The organism is Variovorax sp. GW823-FHT02B07 (assembly GCF_058797695.1).
The window spans coordinates 1,365,737-1,385,763 of the sequence record NZ_JBXAJX010000001.1 but is presented as its reverse complement, the minus strand read 5'-3'; the positions used below and the strand labels follow the sequence as shown (position 1 = coordinate 1,385,763).

General features: G+C 67.4%; 19 protein-coding genes. 6 read left to right on the top strand and 13 right to left on the bottom strand.

Annotated features, from left to right (window positions below):
* Positions 1-22: 22 nt before the first annotated feature.
* From AC1RGU_RS06510 to AC1RGU_RS06500, 3 genes are all read right to left on the bottom strand, one after another.
* On the bottom strand, positions 23-547 hold the full coding sequence (locus tag AC1RGU_RS06510) for a Csu type fimbrial protein (RefSeq protein ID WP_492695500.1): 525 nt from the start codon (positions 545-547) through the stop codon (positions 23-25).
* Positions 548-948: 401 nt separating this feature from the next.
* Positions 949-2,073: a 3-deoxy-7-phosphoheptulonate synthase gene (locus tag AC1RGU_RS06505; RefSeq protein ID WP_492695498.1), complete on the bottom strand. Its 1,125-nt coding sequence runs from the start codon at positions 2,071-2,073 to the stop codon at positions 949-951.
* A gap of 146 nt (positions 2,074-2,219) precedes the next feature.
* Positions 2,220-2,861, bottom strand: a complete 642-nt coding sequence (locus AC1RGU_RS06500) for a hypothetical protein (RefSeq protein WP_492695496.1) — start codon at positions 2,859-2,861, stop codon at positions 2,220-2,222.
* A 199-nt stretch (positions 2,862-3,060) separates the two neighbouring features.
* On the opposite strand from AC1RGU_RS06500, the gene AC1RGU_RS06495 reads away from it, so the two are divergent.
* Both AC1RGU_RS06495 and AC1RGU_RS06490 read left to right on the top strand, forming a co-directional pair.
* Positions 3,061-3,318, top strand: a complete 258-nt coding sequence (locus AC1RGU_RS06495) for a hypothetical protein (RefSeq protein ID WP_492695495.1) — start codon at positions 3,061-3,063, stop codon at positions 3,316-3,318.
* A complete protein-coding gene (locus AC1RGU_RS06490; protein WP_492695493.1) occupies positions 3,303-3,758 on the top strand; it encodes a hypothetical protein in 456 nt (151 codons plus the stop codon). Before AC1RGU_RS06495 ends, AC1RGU_RS06490 begins: the two co-directional genes overlap by 16 nt.
* Positions 3,759-3,771: 13 nt before the next feature.
* Here AC1RGU_RS06490 and AC1RGU_RS06485 read toward each other — a convergent pair whose 3' ends face one another.
* The 4 genes from AC1RGU_RS06485 to AC1RGU_RS06470 are packed head-to-tail and all read right to left on the bottom strand — an operon-like array spanning position 3,772 to position 7,787.
* A complete protein-coding gene (locus AC1RGU_RS06485) occupies positions 3,772-4,995 on the bottom strand; it encodes an ROK family transcriptional regulator (RefSeq protein WP_492695492.1) in 1,224 nt (407 codons plus the stop codon).
* Complete coding sequence (locus AC1RGU_RS06480) at positions 4,988-5,785, bottom strand: ATP-binding cassette domain-containing protein (RefSeq protein WP_095744828.1); 798 nt, start codon at positions 5,783-5,785, stop codon at positions 4,988-4,990. Before AC1RGU_RS06480 ends, AC1RGU_RS06485 begins: the two co-directional genes overlap by 8 nt.
* Positions 5,785-6,744 carry an ABC transporter permease gene (locus AC1RGU_RS06475; protein WP_062475719.1) on the bottom strand — a complete coding sequence of 320 codons (960 nt, stop codon included), beginning with the start codon at positions 6,742-6,744 and terminating at the stop codon, positions 5,785-5,787. The genes AC1RGU_RS06480 and AC1RGU_RS06475 overlap by 1 nt, the downstream gene beginning before the upstream one ends.
* Positions 6,745-6,773: 29 nt before the next feature.
* On the bottom strand, positions 6,774-7,787 hold the full coding sequence (locus AC1RGU_RS06470; protein WP_062475722.1) for a sugar ABC transporter substrate-binding protein: 1,014 nt from the start codon (positions 7,785-7,787) through the stop codon (positions 6,774-6,776).
* A 467-nt stretch (positions 7,788-8,254) separates the two neighbouring features.
* On the opposite strand from AC1RGU_RS06470, the gene aspT (AC1RGU_RS06465) reads away from it, so the two are divergent.
* From aspT (AC1RGU_RS06465) to AC1RGU_RS06450, 4 genes are all read left to right on the top strand, one after another.
* On the top strand, positions 8,255-9,943 hold the full coding sequence (gene aspT / locus AC1RGU_RS06465) for an aspartate-alanine antiporter (protein ID WP_492695490.1): 1,689 nt from the start codon (positions 8,255-8,257) through the stop codon (positions 9,941-9,943).
* 66 nt (positions 9,944-10,009) lie between these two features.
* Entirely contained in the window at positions 10,010-11,698 is a 1,689-nt protein-coding gene (gene aspT / locus AC1RGU_RS06460) for an aspartate-alanine antiporter (RefSeq protein ID WP_492685291.1), read from the top strand.
* A gap of 55 nt (positions 11,699-11,753) precedes the next feature.
* Positions 11,754-13,382 (top strand): bifunctional aspartate transaminase/aspartate 4-decarboxylase, encoded by a 1,629-nt coding sequence (locus tag AC1RGU_RS06455; RefSeq protein WP_492695489.1) that lies wholly within the window; start codon positions 11,754-11,756, stop codon positions 13,380-13,382.
* Positions 13,383-13,668: 286 nt separating this feature from the next.
* A complete protein-coding gene (locus AC1RGU_RS06450; protein ID WP_492695487.1) occupies positions 13,669-14,895 on the top strand; it encodes a hypothetical protein in 1,227 nt (408 codons plus the stop codon).
* 188 nt (positions 14,896-15,083) lie between these two features.
* Here the strand turns inward: AC1RGU_RS06450 and AC1RGU_RS06445 are convergent, their stop codons facing one another.
* The 6 genes from AC1RGU_RS06445 to AC1RGU_RS06420 are packed head-to-tail and all read right to left on the bottom strand — an operon-like array spanning position 15,084 to position 20,003.
* On the bottom strand, positions 15,084-16,280 hold the full coding sequence (locus AC1RGU_RS06445) for an MFS transporter (protein WP_492695485.1): 1,197 nt from the start codon (positions 16,278-16,280) through the stop codon (positions 15,084-15,086).
* On the bottom strand, positions 16,280-17,392 hold the full coding sequence (aroC, locus tag AC1RGU_RS06440) for a chorismate synthase (protein ID WP_095947386.1): 1,113 nt from the start codon (positions 17,390-17,392) through the stop codon (positions 16,280-16,282). The genes AC1RGU_RS06445 and aroC overlap by 1 nt, the downstream gene beginning before the upstream one ends.
* Before the next feature lie 33 nt (positions 17,393-17,425).
* On the bottom strand, positions 17,426-17,611 hold the full coding sequence (locus tag AC1RGU_RS06435; protein WP_056583411.1) for a hypothetical protein: 186 nt from the start codon (positions 17,609-17,611) through the stop codon (positions 17,426-17,428).
* A gap of 54 nt (positions 17,612-17,665) precedes the next feature.
* The gene (locus AC1RGU_RS06430; protein ID WP_492695483.1) at positions 17,666-19,261 is read right to left on the bottom strand and encodes an MFS transporter; all 1,596 of its coding nucleotides are present in this window, start codon (positions 19,259-19,261) and stop codon (positions 17,666-17,668) included.
* Complete coding sequence (locus tag AC1RGU_RS06425) at positions 19,258-19,626, bottom strand: YciI family protein (protein ID WP_095744823.1); 369 nt, start codon at positions 19,624-19,626, stop codon at positions 19,258-19,260. The genes AC1RGU_RS06430 and AC1RGU_RS06425 overlap by 4 nt, the downstream gene beginning before the upstream one ends.
* Positions 19,623-20,003 (bottom strand): YciI family protein, encoded by a 381-nt coding sequence (locus tag AC1RGU_RS06420; RefSeq protein ID WP_139703818.1) that lies wholly within the window; start codon positions 20,001-20,003, stop codon positions 19,623-19,625. Before AC1RGU_RS06420 ends, AC1RGU_RS06425 begins: the two co-directional genes overlap by 4 nt.
* Between the last annotated feature and the right edge of the window lie 24 nt (positions 20,004-20,027).

Sequence of the window (20,027 nt, the reverse complement as noted above, 5' to 3'; positions counted from 1 at the left end):
GGCTCGGTGATTCAGCTCTGGCTCAGTACGTGACCGTCACCGTCACGGTGTCGGCGTAGCTGTCCGGAGTGAAGTTGGCGTTGGTGTTCTTGGCGTAGACCGTGTGCGTGATCGCCGCACCGGTGCCCGTGCCGCCGACCACATTGGCGCCGGTGCCGATGGTGTTGCCCCACACGATGGTGTTGCCCGCGTTGGAGTACAGCGCGTAGGGCACCTTGTCGGTGTTGGTGGCCGAGTTGGCGACGGACGACATGGCACCCGTGCCGTCGGTGGTGCCGCCGTTGGTGGACGAAGGCAGCAGGCCGACGGTGTAGGGCGTGGTCTTGGAGCAGGTGACCGAGATGGTGTTGTTGCCCGTCTGGTTGGTGGCGGTGGGCTGCACGGAGGTGCCCAGGCTGATGTCGGAGGCGTTGCCGGCGGTCACCGAGCAGCTGCGCACGATGGTCATCTTGACCTGGAAGCTGGCACCGGCGGTGTCAGCCAGGGCCGAACCGGATGCGAAAACGAGGGTGGCGGTGGCCGCCGCGGCGACTGCGAGCTTGAGCATGAAAGCACTCCAAATGTAATCAATAAGACCTGACGGGTCGGTATTTTGTAATCATTTTGCATACGTTTTGACTACAAAGTGGCGCAAGAATGCCCCACAACCGGCCCGTTTGCCCTCGGATTCACGGCGCCTCGGCTCAAGTTTCGTGATCTAGTTCTCGTAACAATTGGAAAACTGTTTGCATTGTTTACATTTCCACCACAGTCAAAGCACCCCCTGCCTCCGCGAAGTGGAGGCCTTGGTGCGGTCGATAGCGGGTGGGGAAGTGGTCGCAACAAGCGCAGGGCTTGGTGGCGCCCGAGGCTGGGCAGCCTCAGGAAGTCGATGCGGGCCGGCTCAAAGCGTTGCCCGGACCCGCCCGGGCGCAGGCGGCAGGGAGTCGCCCTGCCCCCTCGTCAGCCTCAGGCCTTGGCCAACCGCCGCCGCGCCTTCACCGCCGACGCCAGCCCCTCGAGCACCGGCACCGTCTGCGCAAAGCCGATGCAGGCATCGGTGATCGACACGCCGTGCTTCAGCGGCACACCGGGCTTCAGGTCCTGCCGGCCTTCCTCAAGGTGGCTCTCGATCATGATCCCGGTGATGCGCCGCTCGCCGGCCGCGATCTGCGTGGCCACGTCCTCGGCCACCACGATCTGGCGCTGGTGCTGCTTGCTGCTGTTGCCGTGCGAGACGTCGATCATCACCTGCGGGCGCAGGCCGTTGGCCAGCAGCGCCTCGCAGCTCGAAGCGACATCCGCGGCCGAATAGTTGGGCGCCTTGCCGCCACGCAGGATCACGTGGCAGTCGTCGTTGCCGCGCGTCTCGAAGATCGCCGCCATGCCCATCTTGGTCATGCCCATGAAGGCATGCGGCGCGCGGGCCGCGAGGATGGCGTCGGCCGCCACCTTCACGCTGCCGTCGGTGCCGTTCTTGAAACCGACCGGACAGCTCAGGCCCGAGGCCAGTTGGCGGTGGCTCTGGCTCTCGGTGGTGCGCGCGCCGATGGCGCCCCAGGCGATCAGGTCGGCGATGAACTGCGGGCTCAAGAGGTCGAGGAACTCGGTGCCGGTCGGCAGGCCCAGCGTGGTCAGCTCCAGCAGCAGGCGCCGCGCGCGCTCCAGGCCTTCGTTGATGGCAAAGCTGCCGTCCAGGTGCGGGTCGTTGATGTAGCCCTTCCAGCCGACGGTGGTGCGCGGCTTCTCGAAGTAGGCGCGCATCACGATGAGCAGGTCGTCCTGCAGCGAATCGGCCACCTTCTTCAGGCGCTGCGCGTACTCGATGGCCTGGTCGTGGTCGTGGATGGAACACGGGCCGACCACCACGACCAGCCGGTCGTCGCGGCCGTGCAGCACGTCGGCGATGGCCGCGCGGCTGCCTTCGACCAGCGCGAGCGTGTTGTCGCGCACGGGCACGCGCTCCTGCAGCAGCGCGGGGGTCATGAGGGGACGCACGGCACCGATGCGCACGTCGTCGATGCGGGTGGTGTCGAGGGTGCTGTCGCGGGAGCCGACTTCGGCGTCGTGGCGGGGGTCGTCGAGGCGGGGCATGGTCGTGGGATGCTGTGATGTCGAGGGGGTTGCTTCGATTGTCCCCCAGCACGCCCTCCTCCCCGGCTCAGGCCGCCTTCAGGAACACGTCGGGGTCCGTCGCGGCCTGCATCGGCAGCTGGCCTCACGGGACCACAGCCAGGCGATCACGCCGACGAACGCGACAGCGTCGCCAACTTCTTCCTCGCACTCTGCAAGAGGCCGACCTTCTCGACAGGCAGCGGCGCCTTCGTATCCCCGGGCTTGATGATCTCGAGCGCCGCGGGTTTCGGCATGAGCGCATCGCGCGGCGTGAGGCTGTTGAACTTCGCGTTCGAGATGACGTGCACCTTCAGGTGACGGTGGATGTTCTTCGAGAGCTTCCGGCAGGCGGCCGCCAGGGTGGCTTCGTCGGGCATCGACTGGCCGTGCACGACGAGCAGCTCCAGGGTGCCGTCTTCGTCCTCTGCGAGCACGAAGGCGCGCACGACCGAGGCCTTGAACTTGCCGCGCAGCATCGCGCGAACCGGCTCGGCCGCGGCAAACGACTTGAGCGCGATGTTGCGCAGTTCGTCGTGGAAGATGAACGCGCGGTCGATCGAGAAGGTCTCGGCCTCCTCGGCCTTCGGCTTTTGCTTCTTCAGGATGCCGCTGCCGACGAGGTGCGCCAAGGTGCGCTCCGCATCGGCGGGGTCGAGCTTCGAGCGCTGGGCCAGCTCGCTGGAAGACAGGGGTTGGTTGGGCGCGGCGTAGGCGACCATCAAGAGCTTTTGCACCTCGGGGGCGAAAAGAAAATCTGCTGCACTCATTTCGCGGTTCTCTACTTCCGTGCTTCTGTGGGGTTCTCTACAAGCGGGTTGCATTATCGAGAGCGCCCCGCTTCCCGTGCGATGCGGCTTTCTCCACGGCGTTTTCGCGGCGGATTCCGTCACCGCGCATGGCGCCGGCCTACAGCGGAGCCCGGCGCCCACCGGTAAGAACGGCTGAACACGACAAGGAGCTTCAGCCATGGACCTGAAACAGACGATCGACAAGATCAAGCAGGTGGATGCGGCGCGCGCCGACTACCCCGGCGAACACCTCGTCGTGCTCGGCGCCGGCGTGCTGCTGTTGCTGGCCGCGGGCCGCAGCCGGTCGTTCCTGATGCGGATCGTCGCAGCCGCCGCCGGCGGCGCGCTGATCGGCCGGGCCGCAAGCGGCACCGGCGGCATCGCGAAGCTGGCCGGCGTGTTGCAGAACGGAGGCCTGGCATGGCCGCGGCGTTGACCTCGCGGGCCCGACCGCCCGCAGGCGACCCCCGGCGGTACTGGGCCCCGTGCCTGGGCGTGGCGCTGGTGGCGATGTCGCTCTTCTATGTGACCTTGAAAGACCTGGTGCATGAGAGCGCGGTGCGCGCTGCGCTCCTGACCACGGCAGTCGGTCCGGTCGAGGCCGAGCCCGACAGATCGACCGCCCGCCAAACGTTGCCGGATGCGGCGCCAAGCGCATCCTCTTCGGCACCCGTCACCCTGACGAACACGCACTTCGAGCCTCCGGTGATCGGCCCCGAAACGCAGGCCGCTAAGTCCGTTCCTGCCGTCGTCGAGGTGCACAAGTGCGTCATGCCCGAGGGCGATGCGGCCTACTCCGACGGGCCGTGCCCCGCAGGCGCACGCGCGAGCACGCTGCGATTGCCGCGCGACCTGCACGCCTCGGCGAGTCCCTGAGTTCTTGAGCGGCTCACCCCGCCTTCAAGAACACATCGTGGTCCGGCGCAAAGTTGGCGTGCAGCGGCAGCATCGCACCGCCGAGCGCGCAGGCCTGCGCCCCCGCCCTGCCCCCATGCAGCTGCGGCGCCCACAGGCCTTCCCAGTTGCACTGCGCGAGCGCCGCGCGGGTCTGTACCAGCAATGCGTCGAGCAGCGCGCGCGACATCGAGCCGTCCATCACCACGTCGGCCAGGTCGAGCACGGCCGTGCTGCTGACGATGGCATGCGCCAGCGCGCGTGACGCGCTGCCGAGCCAGGCCTGCGTGGCAGTGGCGAACGGCGCCTCGAGCGCACGGTCGTCGTAGGCCGCCGTGGCGTCGAGGCCTTCGGCGCGCAGGCGCTGCTCCAGTTCCCACAGCGACGCCTCGGCCACCACCTGGGTCGACAGGCCTTCGGAAGGCTTCTCGGTGCGCATCGGGATCGACGCGAGCGCGCCCGCATTGCCGTGTGCACCGGTGTGCAGGTGCGAGTTGATGACCAGTCCGCCGCCCACGAAGGTGTCGACGAAGATGTACAGGAAGCTCTTGAGGTCGTGGCCGCGCCCGGTGACCAGTTCGGCCACGCAGGCCGCCACGGTATCGCGCGCAAAGCCCACGGGCACGTCGGTGCGCGCGCGCACCTCGGCCAGCAGGTCCATCTGGTTCCACTCGTCTGACTGCGCCTTCGACAGCCCCAGCGTGCGGTGCCAGCCGCCGAGCTGGAACGGTGCCGCCAGACCCGCGCCCACGTTGCGCGCGGCCAGCAGCCCGAGCCCGTCGCGCAGCCGGTGGATGTGCTCGGCGATCACGGGCAGCAGCGCCCCGGCGTCCGGAAATTCGTAGCGGATCGCGTGGTGCTCGCGCACCCGCGCCGCGAAGTCGATCAAGAGCCACTCAGCGCCGCGCCGCCCGAGCTTGACGCCGATGGCAAAGGCGCCGTCGGGGTTGAGCGCCAGCGGCACCGAGGGCTGGCCGATGCGCCCGCGCACGCGGCTTTGCTTGACGATGAGGCCGTCGTCCTCGAGCCGCGCGGTGATGAGGCCGATGGTCTGCGCGCTCAGGCCCGTGAGCCGCGCGAGGTCGGCCTTGGGCAGGCTGGTGTGCACGCGCAGCGCCTGGAGCACCACGCGCTCGTTGAACTGGCGCATGCCCACCTGGTTGGAGCCGCGCGGACGCAGCAGGGCCGACGGGCGCTCGAGGGCATCGGTATCAAGCATGCGCCTCCGCAGGCAACTGGTCGGCGGTCATGGCGCCGGTCATCACGGCCACGGTGTCGCTCATGCTGATCTTCTTCGGATTGAGCACGGCCGCGCGCCTGCCCAGGCGCGCCACGTGGATCCGGTCGGCCACCTCGAACACGTGCGGCATGTTGTGGCTGATGAGCACCACGGGCAGGCCGCGCTCGCGCACGCGGCGGATCAGCTCGAGCACCATGTTGCCCTCTTTCACGCCGAGCGCGGCAGTGGGCTCGTCCATGATGACCACGTGCCGCGCGAAGGCCGCGCTGCGCGCCACGGCCACGCACTGGCGCTGGCCGCCCGAGAGCGTTTCGACCGCCTGCGTCATCGACTGGATGCCGACCTTCAGGTCGGCCATGCGCGCCGTGCTTTCGAGCAGCATCTTCTTCTTGTCGAGCATGCGCAGCACGTTGCCCAGGAAGCCGGGGCGGCGCAGTTCGCGGCCGAGAAAGAGGTTCTCGTAGATGGTCATCGCGGGCGCGACGGCGAGGTCCTGGTAGACCGTCTCGATGCCGGCGCGGCGCGCGTCCAGCGGGTTGCGGAAATGCACCGGTGCGCCGTCGAGCAGGATCTGGCCTTCGTCGGGCACGATGGCGCCCGACAGCGCCTTGATGAGCGACGACTTGCCCGCGCCGTTGTCGCCGATCACCGCGAGGATCTCGCCTTCGCGCAGCTCGAAGTCGACACCGTCGAGCGCGGTGACCTGGCCGTAGCGCTTCACCAGGCCCTTGGCCTGCATCACGATCTTGGGATTGGCCACGGTGTTCATCAGCGGGCTCCCTTGCGCGAGAGTTGATCGGCCGCCACCGCCAGGATCACGAGCACGCCCGTCACCAACACCTGGTAGATCGACGACACGCCCATCAGCGTGAGCCCGTTGCGGAACACGCCCACGATCAGCACGCCGATGAGCGAACCCAGCACGATGCCGCGCCCGCCGAAGAGGCTGGTGCCGCCGAGCACCACGGCCGTGATGGCGTCGAGGTTCTCGGTCTGGCCCGCGTTCGGGTCGCCCACGCCGGTGCGCGCCACCGACAGCAGCGAGGCGATGCCGTAGAACACGCCCGCCGCCACGTACACCGCGAGCAGCACGCGCTGCGTGGGAATGCCCACCAGCCGCGTGGCCTCGGCGTTGTTGCCGATCGCATAGACATGCCGGCCGGCCGCTGTCTCGCGCAGCACGAACCACGCGAGCGCATAGAGCGCCAGCATGAGCACCGAACCCCACGCCACCTCGGCGCTGCCGATGGTGAAGGTGGTGCCCAGGCCCGTGAGGCCGGCGGGCAGGTCGGTGATGGTCTGCGACGACGAATACAGCTGCGTGATCGCGAACGCGATGTTCAGCGTGCCCAGCGTCACGATGAACGGCGGCAGCTTGATGCGCGTGACCAAGAGGCCATTGAGCAGGCCGAACAGCGTCGTCACGCCGATGCCGCACAGGATGGCCACCGGCACCGGCATGCCGAGCTCGGTGGCGAACTTCGTCATGATGATCCCGCCCAGTGCCATCACCATGCCGCACGACAGGTCGATGCCGGCCGTGAGGATGATCAGCGTCTGGCCGATGGCGATCACGCCCACCACCATCACCTGCTGCAGGATCAGCGACAGGTTGCCGCCCGTGAGAAAACGCTCGGACTGCGTCGCAAAGAAGATGCAGGCGCCGAGCAGGGCCAGCCACGGCCCGAGGGCGCCCCACGGGATGTGGTGCGTCGGAGATTTCGCCATCGGTGTGCCTCCCTATAGACCGGGGCCGTTTACTTCTTGCCCCAGCACAGCTCGGTGCCGGTCTTGGTGTCCTTGCTGTCGACGCCGGCCACGCTCTTGCCGGCGATGAGCGTCACGCCCGTGTCGACGTAGCCCGAGGCCTTCTTGCCGGTCTTGGCGAATTCGACGCCCGCGGCCACGCCCATGGCCGCCATCTTCAGCGGGTACTGCTGCGAGGTCGCGGCGATGATGCCGGCGGCCGTGTCCTTGATGCCCTGGCAGCCGCCGTCGACCGAGACGATCATCACGCCCTTCTCCTTGCCCGCGCGCTTGAGCGCGTTGTAGGCACCGGCCGCGGCGGGCTCGTTGATGGTGTAGACCAGGTTCACGTCGGGCGCCTTCTGCAGGCAGTTCTCCATCACGGTCTGCGCCTTGGCCTGGTCGCCGAAGCTGTCGGCCATGCAGACGATCTCGGGCGACTTCGACAGCTCGTTCGACTTGGCGTCGTTGGCCGGCAGGCCGAAGCCCTTCATGAAGCCGTTGTGGCGCTGCGCGCCCACGGGGTGGCCCGGCAACAGGTCGAGCGCGACGATCTTGGGCGTCTTGCCGGCCATCGCGGCCTTGGCGTATTCGCCGATGAGCACGCCGGCCGTGTAGTTGTTGGTGGCGAAGAGCGCGTCGGTGGCGTCCGGCGGATCGGCCGGGCTGTCGAGCGCGATCACCTGCACGCCCTTGTCGCGCGCCTTCTTGATCGCCGGCACGATGGCCTTGGCGTCGCTGGGCGTGATGAGGATGGTCTTGGCGCCGGCGGCGATCATGTTTTCCATCGCCGTGATCTGGCCCGCGTTGTCACCGTCGGCCTTTCCTGCCCCCGACAGCAGCTTGGCGCCGAGCTTCTTGGCTTCTTCCTGCGCGCCCTCCTTCATCTTCACGAAGAAGGGGTTGGTCTCGGTCTTGGTGACCAGGCCGATGACGGGCGGGTCGGCGGCCAGGGCCGTGGACGTGGCCGATGCGGCAAGGGCCAGGACGGCCAGGGCGGGAACGAAGCGCGGGCTGATGAACATGAGGTTGTCTCCTTCAGGGGGGCGGGCGCACAGCGCCTGCCGTGCTTGCTATGGAACCGGATGACGATCCGCCAACGAGCGGAAAGGCATTCGGACGAGGGGGACTATCGAGCAGTCGACCGACTAAATCAAGCAACTTGAGTTATCGAAAACCCGAGGCCTGACGGGTTCGTGCGGTCAGAGCTGACTGCGACGGAGGATTCCGTGCAGCGCGTAATTTGTAATTCAAACGGCCTCGTTTCTATTGCCGCTCGCTCAATTCTTTTCTGATTTTGACAATTGTCATGGATGTTGATTTATCGTCATCGAAGATGCAAAGAATCGGCAATTCGCAAAACGAAAAATAAAGTTTTCGCTGGAGCCCCACCACTCGCCAGCCGTTGATGCCAATGGATGCAGTGCTCCTTTTTTCGTTGCGATCCGCCGACCCGCTCGAATGAACAAATAACCCGGAGGGATCGCGGCAGATGTTCGGCCACCTTGTGGAAATACTCAGAAACAGTCCGGAGATCGCATTGTTTCTGGTGCTGTGCATCGGCTACGCGGTGGGCCAGATCCGTTTCGGCCCGATCCAGCTCGGCGGCATCTGCGGCACGCTGATTGCCGCGCTGGTGGTCGGCCAACTGGGCATCCGGCTCGACGACAGCGTGAAGAACGTGTTCTTCATGCTCTTCATCTTTGCGCTCGGCTACGCGGGCGGTCCGCAGTTCTTCGCCAACCTCGACGCCAAGGGGTTGCGGCTGGGCCTGCTGTGCCTGGTCGAGGTCGTGGCGGTGCTCGCGCTGGTGCTCGGCGCCACGGTGCTGCTGTCGCTCGACCGCGGCACGGCCGCCGGGCTGATGGCGGGCGCGGCCACCGAATCGGCGGTGGTGGGCACGGCGACCGACGCGATCTCGAAGCTCTCGCTCCCCGCCGCCGAGATCGCGCAGTTGCAGGCCAACGTGGTCACGGCCTACTCCATCACCTACGTCTTCGGGCTGATCGCCATCGTGGTGGTCACGAGCCAGGTGTTTCCGCTGCTGCTGCGCGTGAACCTGCGCGCCGAAGCCGACAAGCTCTGGAAGACCATGGGCGGCGGCGCCGACGACCCGGAGGCCGCCAGCGCCACGCCCGAGATGGTCGGGCGCGTGTTCCGCGTCACCGTGGGCCGCGGCCGCTCGGTCGGCGAGCTCACGTCGATACTCGGGCGGCAGGCCAGCATCGAGCGCGTGGTGCGCGACGGCCAGAGCCTCGCGGTCGAGCCCGACTTGCACCTGCGCGTGGGCGACCAGGTGCTGGCCATCGGCCGGCGCAGCGCGCTCGTCAACGTGGGCGAGCTGCTGGGTCGCGAGTTCGCCGACACCACCGCCTTCGACACCGTGGTCGAGACCACCGAGGTCGTCGCCAACCGCCGCGAATGGTTCGGCCGCGGGCTGCGCATGCTGGAAAACGAGTTGCCGTCCGCCGTGCAGGTGATCGGCGTAGCGCGCGACGGCCACGCGATGCCGCTCGTGAACGCGCTGACGCTGCAGCGCGGCGACGTGCTCCAGCTCTACGGCCCCGCGCCCGAGGTGGCGAGCGCGATCGCGCAGGTCGGCGACCGCGTGATCGCCTCCACGCGCAGCAACATCAGCTTCGCCGCCGCGGGCATCCTGCTGGGCGTGTTCATCGGCAGCTTCAGCGCGAAGCTCGGCGGCATTCCGTTTTCGCTCGGCACCGGCGGCGGCGCGCTGCTCACGGGGCTGGCCTTCGGCTGGTACCAGTCGAAGCACCCGCACCGCCTGAGCGTGCCGGCCGACGCGCTGGCGCTCATGAAGGACCTGGGCCTGGCCACCTTCATCGCCTGCGTGGGCCTGGCCTCGGGGCCGCAGGCGCTGGCGCTGGTCCAGAAATTCGGCGTTGCGCTGCCGCTGGTGGGCATCGCCGTCGCGGTCGTGCCGGCCAGCATCTCGCTGTTCGTCGGCCACCGCCTGCTCAAGCTCGAGGCGCCGGTGCTGCTGGGCGCCATCGCCGGCCAGCAGTGCAGCACGCCCGCGCTCAGCGCCGTGCAGAACGCCGCGGGCAACGCCACGCCACTGCTGGGCTACACGATCACCTACGCCATCTCGAACGTCGTGCTGCCGCTGATGGGGCCGCTGATCGTGGCCCTGGCCGGACTGGTGCAGCACGCGAAATAAGACAACGCCCCGAGACGCTCCACGCCCTCTCTCTTTTCTCATTGATGCCCTGAAAGGACTTCCCCTATGGATTGGCTGCATGAACTCTTCAAGAAATCGCCGGAGATGGCGCTCTTCCTCTCGCTGGCCGTCGGCTACTGGATCGGCAAGATCAAGTTCGGCAAGTTCCAGCTCGGCGGCGTCGCCGGCTCGCTGCTGGTGGCGGTGATCGTCAGCCAGGTCGGCGTGCAGATCGACGGCGGCGTGAAGGCCGTGCTGTTCGCGCTGTTCATCTACGCCGTGGGCTTCGAGAGCGGGCCGCAGTTCTTCAGCTCGCTGGGCAAGCAGTCGATCAAGGAGATCATCCTGGCCGCCGTGATGGCGGCCACGGGCCTGGCGACCGTGGTGGTCATGGCCAAGCTGTTCGGGCTCGACAAGGGCCTGGCGGCGGGCGTGGCGGCCGGCGGCCTCACGCAGAGCGCCATCATCGGCACCGCGGGCGACGCCATCGGCAAGCTCGGGCTCGCCGCGGCCGAGACCGCGCGACTGCAGGGCAACGTGGCCATCGGCTACGCCGTGACCTACGTGTTCGGCTCGTTCGGCGCGATCATCGTGTGCGTCAACATCCTGCCCAAGCTCATGGGCCGCAGCATCCGCGACGATGCGATCGCGGCCGAGACCGCGATGCAGGCCGGCGTGAAGGTGCTCGGCCCCGACCAGGAAGAAGCCGCGCCCTCGCTGGTCGGGCGCATCTACCAGCTCACGAGCGACCCGCAGCGCACGGTGGCCGACATCGAGAACGCCAACCCGGCCACCACCATCACCATCGAGCGCGTGAAGCGCGACGGCAAGTTCGTCGAAGTCAGCCCCACGCTCGTGCTGCGCCAGGGCGACTACGTGCTCACCGTGGGCCGGCGCGACGCCGTGGTGGCGAGCGCGCCGCTGCTGGGCAAGGAGGTCGACGCGGTCGACGGCATGGAGCTGACGCTGAACAAGCGCGAGATCGTGCTCACCAACAAGGACTTCGGCGGCAAGACCGTCGACCAGATCCGCCAGGCCACCGCCGGCGGCGTGCGCCACGGCATCTTCGTGGTGCAGCTCAGCCGCATGGGCCAGGTGCTGCCGATGAAGCCCGACACCGTCGTGCAGGTGGGCGACCTGGTGTCGATCTTCGGCGCCGAGCAGGATGTGAAGCGCGTCGCGTCCCTCGTCGGCGACGTGATCGTGCCCAGTGCCAAGACCGACTTCGTGTACCTGGGCGCGGGCCTGGTGGTGGGCCTGCTGGTCGGCCTGCTGAGCGTGAAGATCGGCGCCATTCCGCTGACGCTCGGCGCCGGCGGCGGCGCCCTGCTGTCGGGCCTGCTGTTCGGCTGGTACCGCGCGAAGAAGCAGACCTTCGGCGCATTGCCACCCAGCGCGGTGCAGCTGCTGAAAGACCTGGGCCTGGCGGGCTTCGTGGTCGTGGTCGGCCTGACGTCGGGCCTGCAGGCCGTGCAGACCATCAAGGAGCTGGGCCTGACCATCTTCGGCGTCGGCGTGGTCGTCACGCTCGTGCCGATGATCCTCACGATGCTGTTCGGGCGCTACGTGCTGCGCTACGACAACACGGCCGTCTTCGCGGGCGCGCTGAGCGGCTCGCGCAGCGCCAACCCGGCCTTCGGCGAAGTGCTGGGCAAGGCCGAGAACGCCATTCCCACCGTGCCCTTCGCCATCACCTACGCGCTGGCGAATGTGTTCCTCACGCTGCTGGGGCCGCTGATCGTGGCGCTGGTCTGAGCACCGCGCCTTCCCTTTTCTTTCTTCTTTCTTTTTATCAACCAAGGAGTACTCCATGGATTTCGGCGACGTGAAAAAGCTGGGCGGCCTGAGCCCGTTCGAACTGAAGGATGCGCTGATCCAGGTCGCACGACAGAGTGACCGGCTCATGCTCAACGCCGGCCGCGGCAACCCGAACTTCCTGGCCACCACCCCGCGCCACGGCTTCTTCCAGTTCGGCCTCTTTGCCATGACCGAGGCCGAGCGCTCGTACATCTACATGGCGGACGTGGGCGGCTTTCCGCAGCGCGAGGGCATCGAGGCGCGCTTCGAGCTCTTCGCCAAGTCGCACGAGGGCGAGCCCGGCGTGCGCTTCATCGAGGCCGCCGTGTCCTACGTGCGCGACCAGCTGGGCCTGTCGGCCGGCGACTTCATCTACGAGATGTGCGAGGCCATCCTGGGCTGCAACTACCCGGTGCCCGACCGCATGCTGCGCCTGACCGAGATCGTCGTGGGCCAGTACATCCACAAGGAAATGATCGGCACCCACCCCTTCGTGGGCAAGTTCGACATGTACGCGGTGGAAGGCGGCACCGCCGCCATGACCTACCTGTTCAACAGCCTGCGCGAGAACCACCTGCTGTCGCCCGGCGACACCATCGCGCTGGGCATGCCGATCTTCACGCCCTACATCGAGATCCCGCACCTGAACGACTACCAGCTCATCGAGGCGCTGATCGACGCGCCGCCGGAGAACAACTGGCAGTTCACCAAGAAGGAGCTGCAGAAGCTGCTCGACCCGAAGGTCAAGGCCTTCTTCCTGTGCAACCCGAGCAACCCGCCGTCGGTGAAGATCAGCGACGAGGTGCTGGGCTACATCGCCGACATCGTGAAGCAGCGGCCCGACCTCATCATCCTCACGGACGACGTGTACGGCACCTTCGCCGACAACTTCCTGTCGCTGTTCGCGATCTGTCCGCAGAACACCATCCTGGTGTATTCGTTCTCGAAGTACTTCGGCGCCACCGGCTGGCGCATGGGCGTGGTCGCCACGCACGAGGACAACATCCTCGACCGCAAGATCGCCGCCCTGCCCGAGGCCAAGCGCAAGGAGCTCGACGCGCGCTACAGCTCCATCACCACCGAGCCACGCAAGCTGAAGTTCATCGACCGCCTCGTGGCCGACAGCCGCACCGTGGCGCTGAACCACACGGCCGGTCTCTCCACGCCCGTGCAGGCGCAGATGGTGATGTTCTCGCTGTTCTGCCTGATGGACGAGGGCGAGACCTACAAGAAGTCGATGAAGCACATCGTCTCGCGGCGCAAGGAAGCGCTGTACCGCGAGCTCGGCCTGCCGCTGCAGCCCGACCCGAACTCGGTGAGCTACTACCACCTGCTCGACCTGCAGGACATCGCCACGCAGATGCACGGCGAGCGCTTCGGCAAGTGGATTCTCACGAAGCTGCAACCGAACGAAGCGCTGTTCCGCATCGCCGCCGAAACCAGCATCGTGCTGCTGCCCGGTCGCGGCTTCGGCGGCAAGCACCCGTCGGGGCGCGTGTCGCTGGCCAACCTCAACGAGTACGACTACGCGAACATCGGGCGCTCGCTGCGCAAGATGGCTTCGGAGTACTTTGCGATGTTCGAGAAGGAGGTCGGGGGCGGCAAGAGCAGCAACAGCACCCCGAAGCGCAAGAAGAAATAGGAAGCAAGCAGGAGCCTCTACTGCACCCCCTAAAGGATTACCCTCGGCCTTTCATCTCTTAACTTCATTGCATTTCCACTTACGATTTGAAGGTCATTGGTTGCAATCTCAGCGACCGGGACATTCAAATAACCAAGGGATTTTTGTAATGAAATCGTTTTATACGATGGCCGGGGTGGTCATCTTGGCGGGGGGGTTGGGGGGATGCGGAGGAGGAGGCGGTGGTGGAGGCGGCGGGGCCGGGTTTCCAATTCTTCCACCCACTCCCGTCGCGCTTGGCGTCACCGTGACCGTCAACGGCAACGCCGTCCAAGCCAATGGCAGCGGCCAGTACGCCGTCAAGCCCGGCGACACGGTCGCCATCGTTCCGAATCTCGACTCCGATTGGAGCAGCAGTTCGTCGCCCGCCGGCTCCGTGAGCCTGCGCAAGACAGACATCTCGAAGCTGAAGTGGTCTGCGCAGCTCGCCAATGAGACCGCTGCTGCCAGCGTGTTCACCGTCACGGCCAAGGCCTCCGCCAACAGCGCGCAGGTCAAGGACACCGTGTTCAATGTGTCGGCCGGCGATGCCCGCAATGCCAAGTACAAGGTCTTCGCGACCAATGGCACCCGGCAAGCACTGTCGCTCAACTTCGACACGATGTCGTACGTCATGACGGACGAGACTGGCGCCACGGTCTCGGACGACTTCGAGACCGATCTTTCCGAGGCTGGCACCTACCTGTTCAAGAGCGCGCGCAACACGGCCAAGGCCCTCAACGCCCGGTTCCGGCTCGCGACCGATACCGTGGTGGGCAGCTTCCCATTCCAGGTTGCCAAGGTCCCGGGTACCTACGCCGTGCAGCCCTTCTTTGCCTCGCGTGCGCTGGTAACGACGCAGTCGGCGCTCGACGGCATCTACACGCGCCTTGGCATCAACCTGCAGGCCGCCACCCGTGACTCGAACATCCGGCAGGTGCAGGTCGCAAACGGTGGCACGGTCGTCTACATGTGCAACGAGGTAATCATCACATCGATTGCGGCCTGCCCACCCGCGTCCCTGTTGACGTACAACGTGACGCCAGGCTCGACATCGGATGCATGGACCATCACCAACGTGAACGATCCGCTTGATACAGGCTCCATCTACATCGCCCGCCTGGCCGGAAAGAACGTCTACCTCTCCGCCGGCACCACCCCAAAGCCGCCGAACGACGCCCTGTTCCGCATTGGCCTCGCTGAATCCGCAAACTGGCCGGTGAGCACGTCCAGCGGCGGTGACACCAACGGCAGTTGGGGCACGCTGGACTTCGATGCCACGACGTACTCCACCGTGTTAGCCCGCAGCGACGCGACGGTTTCCGCTTTCGGGGCCGCCCTGAGCTCCCCGAGCCCGACCGTCTTGAACTTGAGGGCCTTCAAGGGGCCGAGTTCGGAGAGCTACTTCGGAACCCAAGACGATACGCTCTCGGTCGTGGTGGGTGCACGCACCGGTCCGGTTGCCGGCTACATACAGATCGGTCTGAAGCGCTGACCCTCTTTTGCAGGGCATCGGCTACGATGCCGGCGCCCTGCTCAAGAACAAGCCACGCAGTCCGCACCGCGTGGCTTTTTCTTTGGTTCTTTGTCGATTGCCAGAGAACGCTGCGTGAATCCTGAGGCAAAAAAGAGGCGCCGCAGTCACGGGCCTGGTCGCAAATTTCGCCGCTCAAGAACTCGGCGTCAGCCCTTGCCGACCGCGCGCCCCGACGGTTCGAGCACCACCATCCGCCACGCACACAACGTCCCCGCCACCGCCAGCAACGCCGCCAGCGCGAACATCGTGCGATAGCCCAGCTCCTGCGCCACCGCGCCGCCGAGCAGCACGCCCAGCACGCCGCCGAAGCCGTAACCGATCACCGTGAACAGCGCCTGCCCGCGTCCGCGCAGGTGGCCGGGGAAGCGGCGCGACACCACGGCGATGCAGGCCGTGTGGTGCGCCGCGAAGCTCAGTGCATGCAGCCACTGCGCGATGACCAGCGCAGCGATGAAGCCGCCCAGCCCGGCCGTGAGGCCGAGCCGCGCCACGCCGGCGATGCCGCACACCAGCATCCAGCGCGGCATCGGCAACAGGCCGATGAGCCGGCCCTGCAGGAAGAACCAGACGATCTCGGCCACCACCGACAGCGCCCACAAGAGGCCAATGGTGCTCTTGCTGTAACCGATCGAGTCGAGGTACAGCGAGAAGAACGCGTACACCGAGAAGTGCGACATCACCTGGAAGAACAGCGACGCGAAGAACCAGCGCACGGCGGGGATGCGCAGCACGGGGCCGATGGGCTCCTTCACGGCGTCGTGCGCAGCCGGCGGCTCGCGCAGGTCGGGCAGCTTCATGGTCGCGAGCAGCACCACGGCCAGCGTGCCGGCGGCCCAGTACGGAAAGTGCTTCATGCCGAAGCGCTCGAACCACTCGCCCGCGACGAACACGGTGACCAGGAAGCCGGCCGAGCCGCACAGGCGGATGCGCCCGTAGCGCCCCCAATCGCCCGCGACGATCTGCGCCATGGCCGCTTCGGTGAGCGACATCATCGAGCTGGTGTGCGTGAACATCACGAGCAGCACCAGCGCGAGCCACCAGGCGCCGCCATGCCACCACAGGCCGAAGGAGCTGGCCAGCGCCACCGCGGCGCTGAAGCGCAGCAGCTTCACGCGCTGGCCGGTGTGGTCGCTGAGCGCGCCCCAGGCATAGGGCGCGAAGACGCGCGTGATCGATTGCACCGAAGCCAGCAGGCTGATCGTGAAGATCGGCAGGCCCAGGTCCTTGAGCCACAGCGGCAGGTAGGGGTTGAAGAAACCGATGTGCGCGAAGTAGCTGGCCGACAGGCCAGCAAATGCCAACAGGTGGCCGCGCCCGGCGGCCACAGGTGGCGGCGTCGACACTACAGGAAGGACGACTGCGGCGACGCAGCTTCGCTCTTCTCGACGGGCGGGTTCACGTCGCCGCACTGCGCGCGGTTGCGCAGCACGTGCTCCATCACCACCAGCGCGAGCATGGCTTCGGCGATGGGCGTGGCGCGGATGCCCACGCAGGGGTCGTGGCGGCCCTTGGTGATGACCTCGACGGGGTTGTTGTTCACATCGATGGACTGGCGCGGGCTGATGATCGAGCTGGTGGGCTTGATCGCGATGCTCACCTCGAGATCTTGCCCCGAGCTGATGCCGCCCAAAATGCCGCCCGCGTTGTTGCTGAGGAAACCCGTCGGCGTGATCGAGTCGCCATGCGTGGTGCCACGCTGCGTGACGCTGTCGAAGCCGGCGCCGATTTCCACGGCCTTCACCGCGTTGATGCCCATCATGGCGTAGGCGATCTCGGCGTCGAGCTTGTCGAACAGCGGCTCGCCCAGGCCCACGGGCACGTTCGTGGCGGTGACGCGGATGCGAGCGCCGCACGAGTCACCGGCCTTGCGCAGGCGATCCATGTAGTCCTCCAGCGCGCTCACGTCGGCGATGGGGGCGAAGAAGGGGTTGTTCGGGACGTGGTCCCAGCTCTCGAAGGGAATGGCAATCTCGCCGATTTGCGTCATGCAGCCGCGGAACACCATCCCGTATTTTTCGGCCAGCCACTTCTTGGCGACGGCGCCGGCCGCGACCATGGGCGCCGTGAGGCGTGCCGAAGAACGCCCGCCGCCGCGCGGATCGCGGATGCCGTATTTCTTCCAGTAGGTGAAGTCGGCGTGGCCGGGGCGGAACTGCTGGGCGATCTGCCCGTAGTCCTTGCTGCGCTGGTCGGTGTTCTGGATCAGCAGCGCGATGGGCGTGCCGGTGGTCTTGCCCTCGTACACGCCGGACAGGATCTGCACCGCGTCGGGCTCGTTGCGCTGGGTGACGTGGCGGCTGGTGCCGGGGCGCCGGCGGTCGAGGTCGCCCTGGATGTCGGCCTCGCTCAGGGCCATGCCCGGGGGGCAGCCGTCGATCACGCAGCCGATGGCCGGGCCGTGCGACTCGCCGAAATTGGTGACCGCAAAGAGAGTTCCGAAGGTGTTGCCGCTCATGCCGGGGATTATCCCCACAAAGCAGCAGCCGACTCAGTCGGTGGTGTTTTCCATGCGCTTGGCGAGCACGCCGAGCTGCAGCTCGATGCTGAACAGCCGCTCGTTCAACACCGCCGTCTGCAGCCGGATCGCCTCGACGATGGCCTTGGTCTGCGGGTCGGAGGTGCTGTCGGACAGTTCCGCCAGGTCATGCAGCTTCTTGCGCAGTTCGTTGCTCATGGGGCCTCCGTTCGGTCGTGGGATGCGTCGTGGAAGCCCCAGTATGGAGGCTCGTCAACGCTCCGGCAATGCGGCACCGCCCGGGGGTACGGCGCCCTCGTCCTGCGCGCCGTGCGCCGGGGCCGTGCCCACACTGCGCAGGCGCACGGCCACCAGCACGCCGACGAACAGCAGCACCACGGCGCACAGGCCGGCCACCAGCCGCAGGGCGCGCAGCAGCGCCTCGCGCCCGGTGTCGAGCAGCGCGGCGCCCGTGGTACCGGGCAGTTCCCCGGCCAGCGCAACCGCCCCACCGAGCGTGCTGCGGGCGGCTTCGACCGCGGCCGCATCGGCCAGCCCGGCCGGCACGGCGTCGGCCATGGCCGCCCGGTAGATCGCCGCGCCGACGCTGCCGAGGATGGCGATGCCCAGCGCCCCGCCGAACTCGGAGCTGGTCTCCGAGATGGCCGAGGCCACGCCCGCACGCTCGGGCGGTGCGCTGCCCACGACCAGGTCGGTGGCCAGGGTGAACACCGGCGCCAGGCCGAGCGAGGAGATGACCGCGCTCGTCACCATCCAGGCCAGCCCGCCCTGCGCGGGCAGCAGCACCAGCATGCCGAAGCCCAGCGCCGCCACGCCCAGCCCGCCGCCCATCACGTAGGCCGGGCACAGGCGCCGCGTGAGCGCGGGCACGATCATCGAACCGACGATGAAGGCGCCGGCGCCCGGCATGCTCCACAGGCCCGCCGCCAGCGGCGGCAGGCCGAGCACCAGCTGCAGGTACTGCGCGTTGTACAGAAAGAGCCCGAACATCACGAAGCAGGCCAGCATGTAGGCCCCCAGTGAGACGCTGAAGGCCGGCAGCTTGAACAGGCGCAGGTCGATCATCGGGTTGGCCAGCCGCCCCTGCCGGCGCGCGAACAGCCAGCCGAGCAGCGCACCGGCCGCGATGGCCAGCAGCGACACCGCGTCGGGCCCGTGCTCGGCCACTTGCTTGATGCCGTAGATGGCCGCCAGCACCGCGCCGAGCGAGAGCGCCACGCTGGCCAGGTCGAGCGCGCCCGCGTCGGGGTCGCGGTACTCGGGCAAGAGCCACGGCCCGAGCGCCAGCAGCAGCACCATCACCGGCACGCCGATGAGGAACACCGAGCCCCACGGAAAGAACTGCAGCAGCACGCCGCCCAGCACCGGGCCGATGACCGCGCCGGCCGAGTAGCTGGAGATCCACACGCCGATGGCCACGGTGCGCTGCGCCGGGTCGAGGAACATGTTGCGGATGAGCGAGAGCGTGGACGGCGCCAGCGTCGCCCCCGCCACGCCCAACAGCGCGCGCGTGGCGATCAGCATGTTGGCGCTGGTCGAGAAGGCCGCGAGCACCGAGGCCACGCCGAAGGCCACCGCGCCGATCAGCAGCAGCCGGCGCCGCCCGATGCGGTCGCCCAGCGTGCCCATGGTGACCAGCAGGCCGGCCACGAAGAAGCCGTAGATGTCGACGATCCACAGCAGCTGCGAGGCGGTCGGCTTGAGGTCTTCGCTGATCGACGGGATCGCCAGGTTCAGCACCGTGAGGTCCATCGAATAGAGCATGCACGGCAGCGCGATGACCGCCAGCCCGGTCCATTCGCGTGCCGTGGCGCGGGCGGGCGCCGCCCGGTCGAGTGCGCCGCTCATGGGCCGGCTCCGCTGTCGCTTGCCGACCAGGCCTTGCGCACCTCGATGCTGCTCAAGCGCGCCGAGGGAATGCCGGCCGCGAGCTGCAGCGCTTCTTCTTCGCTGTCGGCCTCGACCAGGTAGAAGCCGCCCAGCTGCTCGCTGGTTTCGGCGAACGGCCCGTCGGTGACCGAGAGTTTGTCGTTGCGCATGCGCACCGTGACCGCCGTGCCGGCCGGCTGCAAGGCCTCGGCCACGACGAGCTTGCCGAGCGCCTGCAGATGGGCGTCGTAATCGATGTGTTCGTTGATGTAGTGGTCCATGTCCTGCGCCGAGAAGTGGCTCGTCTGCGCGTCGGTTCCGTAGATCAGGCAAAGGTATCTCATGCGGCATTCCCCTCGGGGTTTTCGATCATTTCCATGACGTCGATGGGACGCACCTCGATGGCGCCGTAGCGCGCCATCGGAATGCGGCCCGCCAGCTGGATCGCGGCGTTCAGGTCGCGCGCCTCGACCAGGATGAAGCCGCACAGCTGCTCGCGCGCTTCGGCATAGGGGCCGTCGACGTGCGAGCGCTGGCCCTGGCGCACCTGCACGACCTTGGCGGCGCGCACCGGGCTCAGCGCCTCGGCGGCGATGAAGTGGCCGGCGGCTTCGAGCAGGCGGTCGTAGGCCATCGAGTCGGCATTGAGCGCACGGCGCTCGTCGGGCGGCAGCGCGCGAAGCACCGCTTCGTCGCAGTGAACGAGGCAGAGGTATTTCATGCGGAATCTCCTTGCAAATTTGAG

Excerpts from the sequence above, each read along its gene's own strand:
- AC1RGU_RS06510 (WP_492695500.1), bottom strand. The coding sequence starts at position 547 with ATGCTCAAGCTCGCAGTCGCCGCGGCGGCCACCGCCACCCTCGTTTTC.
- AC1RGU_RS06500 (WP_492695496.1), bottom strand. The coding sequence starts at position 2,861 with ATGAGTGCAGCAGATTTTCTTTTCGCCCCCGAGGTGCAAAAGCTCTTG.
- aroC (WP_095947386.1), bottom strand. The coding sequence starts at position 17,392 with ATGAGCGGCAACACCTTCGGAACTCTCTTTGCGGTCACCAATTTCGGC.
- AC1RGU_RS06475 (WP_062475719.1), bottom strand. The coding sequence starts at position 6,744 with ATGGCGAAATCTCCGACGCACCACATCCCGTGGGGCGCCCTCGGGCCG.
- AC1RGU_RS06430 (WP_492695483.1), bottom strand. The coding sequence starts at position 19,261 with ATGAGCGGCGCACTCGACCGGGCGGCGCCCGCCCGCGCCACGGCACGC.
- aspT (WP_492695490.1), top strand. The coding sequence starts at position 8,255 with ATGTTCGGCCACCTTGTGGAAATACTCAGAAACAGTCCGGAGATCGCA.
- aspT (WP_492685291.1), top strand. The coding sequence starts at position 10,010 with ATGGATTGGCTGCATGAACTCTTCAAGAAATCGCCGGAGATGGCGCTC.
- AC1RGU_RS06435 (WP_056583411.1), bottom strand. The coding sequence starts at position 17,611 with ATGAGCAACGAACTGCGCAAGAAGCTGCATGACCTGGCGGAACTGTCC.
- AC1RGU_RS06480 (WP_095744828.1), bottom strand. The coding sequence starts at position 5,785 with ATGAACACCGTGGCCAATCCCAAGATCGTGATGCAGGCCAAGGGCCTG.
- AC1RGU_RS06470 (WP_062475722.1), bottom strand. The coding sequence starts at position 7,787 with ATGTTCATCAGCCCGCGCTTCGTTCCCGCCCTGGCCGTCCTGGCCCTT.
- AC1RGU_RS06495 (WP_492695495.1), top strand. The coding sequence starts at position 3,061 with ATGGACCTGAAACAGACGATCGACAAGATCAAGCAGGTGGATGCGGCG.
- AC1RGU_RS06505 (WP_492695498.1), bottom strand. The coding sequence starts at position 2,073 with ATGCCCCGCCTCGACGACCCCCGCCACGACGCCGAAGTCGGCTCCCGC.
- AC1RGU_RS06420 (WP_139703818.1), bottom strand. The coding sequence starts at position 20,003 with ATGAAATACCTCTGCCTCGTTCACTGCGACGAAGCGGTGCTTCGCGCG.
- AC1RGU_RS06455 (WP_492695489.1), top strand. The coding sequence starts at position 11,754 with ATGGATTTCGGCGACGTGAAAAAGCTGGGCGGCCTGAGCCCGTTCGAA.
- AC1RGU_RS06425 (WP_095744823.1), bottom strand. The coding sequence starts at position 19,626 with ATGAGATACCTTTGCCTGATCTACGGAACCGACGCGCAGACGAGCCAC.
- AC1RGU_RS06485 (WP_492695492.1), bottom strand. The coding sequence starts at position 4,995 with ATGCTTGATACCGATGCCCTCGAGCGCCCGTCGGCCCTGCTGCGTCCG.
- AC1RGU_RS06490 (WP_492695493.1), top strand. The coding sequence starts at position 3,303 with ATGGCCGCGGCGTTGACCTCGCGGGCCCGACCGCCCGCAGGCGACCCC.